Raw genomic sequence first — 2,457 nt, forward strand, 5'->3', positions numbered from 1 at the left:
GTCACCATCAGGCCGTCGGCGTAGCTGAAGCTGCGCACGGTGTCGCCGTTGCGGTTGATCACCGCGCTCAGCTGGCCGTGTTCGTCGTAGCGGTACTGGGTGAGCGTTTCGACCGCCTCATTGTTGACCACGCGCTTGATGTCGGTCAGGCGCCCCAGCGGGTTGTCGTAGTGCAGGTGCACGCGGGTGCCGCCGGTGGCGCTGATGTCGGTCAGCGTGCCGTCGGGCGTGCGCGTGAAGTGCAGGAAGTGGCCGAGGGCGTTCTCGATGCGTTGCAGCGGCACTTCGGTGTTGGTGTCGGGCACTTCGCCGAAGTAGAAGAACAGGTTGTCGAGGGTCTGCAGGATGTAATGGCCACCCTCGGTGCACACCAGGTACACCTGCTCATGCGGGTTGTAGATTCGTTCGCCCGGTCGCAGGGTCACGAACGGGACTTCGCGGCCTTGGTTGTCGGTGAGGTAGATGAATGCACCCTGGCGGCGCAGGCTCTGCTCCCAGGGCAGCACCCAGCCGCGACCGAGCACGCTGTCGACCGTCAGGTCGCTGGCGTAGAAGCGCGACCACTCGATCGGCATCAGGCCCGGCAGGCTGAAGTCGATTTCATCGGGGATCAGCTTGCGGCCCGTCGTGAGGTCGACGGGGTTGCCGACCAGGCCGCCGATAGCCTTGCGGGCCACGGGTTCGACCACGTAGCGGCTGGCCACTTCACCGGCGACGAAGCCGGCAGTGAACTTCAGCGCGCAAGGCATGATGGCTTTCATGCCGGCTTGGGTACCGGCCTTGGTCAACTGGGTTAATATTTAGTAGATAATTTATAAATCACCATGCATCAATAGTACTTAGAGCTCATCAAGCTCCGCCCATGGATCATACTTATAGGAACTATCCACCTTGCCAAACGAAATCCCCTTTAAATCACTTGCCGCCAACAAGAACCGCTCACTACAAAATAACTCCAGCGTCTCTTGGCAACGAAAAATATCACTTTTTACAGATTCAGAAACCACAAACAAATCTATTTTATCAATACTCACTGAGCCAGGGTAAAGCGGACTATTAATTATGAGGCCGCTCTCAATATCTTTTGACACTTCGTATATGGAGCGCTCTTTATCCATCGCCGCCAAGCTTTCGCCCGGAAGAAAAATAAAAAATTCACCCTGTCTTATTTTGCTTCCAGATTTCAAGTCAAAGGGAACAGCCCTGTACTTGGCACCCACACTATCGCAAACGTCTAAGAATTTTTTTGAGACATATATAGCGCCGACCTGATAAAAATCGAAATCTAAACTTCCAAAATCCAAATCCAAACTCGTCAACTCAAGACTATAGTGATGCTTTATATCCAACCTTTCAGGATTCGATTCATAGGGATCCCATTCGAATTTCTGGCAATTGAAAAAACCTGCCATGCTCACAGGACATCCTGCCTCCGTCGAGTTATAGCTGATAACATAGTAATTCTCTTCATTCTCACTCATAGCAAGCGCCCCGTAATCGCATCCACTACAAACCTGTTGGCTTCAAGCCCTTCTCTCGCGAAGTTTTGGATTTTACCAATACCTACCACCAACTGAGTATCAGATAGCTTCCCAGCCTCAAACATTTTACTTAAATTTGAAACCTTCGACTCAATCACGTCCGTGTACTTTCCGTGATTTGACCAATGACCCGGAAGATTGATTTTTTGCGTCAAACCTTTGCTACCCGGCAGGAAAATCCCATTTGACGCTCCATCACCATTAAATCCAACCAATTTAAGCCGCTCAAACATATTTGCGTATTGTGGGTTGCTTAGTATTTCTTCTGGAATAAGGTGATGATTTGCCATTCCGTCACTTTTCTAGCTCCCATATTTTTCCCCAGATTCGTGGAACACCACCCTAAAGGGTCAATTTCTTGAACGGGGTTAGTAGCATACAAATAAGTATTAGTACCACCAGCCAATCCTATCGGATAATGCGATATAAACCTTCCGAGTTCAGAGTCGTAGAATCTGAACGTATTGTAATGTAAGCAAGTTTCATGATCGAAGTACTGACCCTGAAAGCGTAAGTTCTGCTCAACCTCACTAACAGCCAGTTGCTCTACAGCCCCCCAAGAACGGTAAGTAGCCTGCCAAACAATCTCACCCTCGCTATCCGTCAATTCCCACGGCGTACCAATCTGGTCAGTATGGAAGTAATAAAGCTTCTGCCCTTCCCCTTCCACCTGATCGACCCGCGCCAACGGCGCATAGCTTCCCGGCTCGTACAGGTACAGAATGTTCTGCCCAGGCGTCTCCTCACGCAGCATCCTCAGCCCCTGCCAGAGGAAGCGCTTCTGTTCGAGTTCGCCGTTGATTTCCGCCTGCTTGGCCACCCGCCGCCCAAGGCTGTCGTACCGATACTCACCTTGGCTTTCGAGCTTGCCGTTAACCAACGTCTCGGCCCGCACCAGCCGGTTCTCACAGTCATA

3 protein-coding genes and 1 pseudogene are annotated in these 2,457 nt (G+C 51.5%); all 4 read right to left on the reverse strand.

Annotated elements, in window-relative coordinates; all coding sequences use genetic code 11:
- Nucleotides 1-791: pseudogene (locus tag E8E78_RS02445) on the reverse strand (DUF6531 domain-containing protein); the annotation flags it as partial.
- 48 nt (nucleotides 792-839) lie between these two features.
- Complete coding sequence (locus tag E8E78_RS02450) at nucleotides 840-1,481, reverse strand: DUF1629 domain-containing protein (RefSeq protein WP_230676186.1); 642 nt, start codon at nucleotides 1,479-1,481, stop codon at nucleotides 840-842.
- Complete coding sequence (locus tag E8E78_RS02455; RefSeq protein ID WP_280311781.1) at nucleotides 1,478-1,831, reverse strand: AHH domain-containing protein; 354 nt, start codon at nucleotides 1,829-1,831, stop codon at nucleotides 1,478-1,480. The genes E8E78_RS02450 and E8E78_RS02455 overlap by 4 nt, the downstream gene beginning before the upstream one ends.
- Nucleotides 1,795-2,457: RHS repeat-associated core domain-containing protein (locus E8E78_RS02460; RefSeq protein WP_280311779.1), on the reverse strand; the 663-nt coding region annotated here is incomplete at its 5' end. The genes E8E78_RS02460 and E8E78_RS02455, both read right to left, overlap by 37 nt.

This window comes from Pseudomonas sp. BN505 (genome assembly GCF_029873175.1).
GTDB classification, from domain to species: Bacteria; Pseudomonadota; Gammaproteobacteria; order Pseudomonadales; family Pseudomonadaceae; genus Aquipseudomonas; species Aquipseudomonas putida.

What these genes read in the sequence shown, in the direction of transcription:
- E8E78_RS02450 (WP_230676186.1), bottom strand. Translation starts at nt 1,481, where the DNA reads ATGAGTGAGAATGAAGAGAATTACTATGTTATCAGCTATAACTCGACG.
- E8E78_RS02455 (WP_280311781.1), bottom strand. Translation starts at nt 1,831, where the DNA reads ATGGCAAATCATCACCTTATTCCAGAAGAAATACTAAGCAACCCACAA.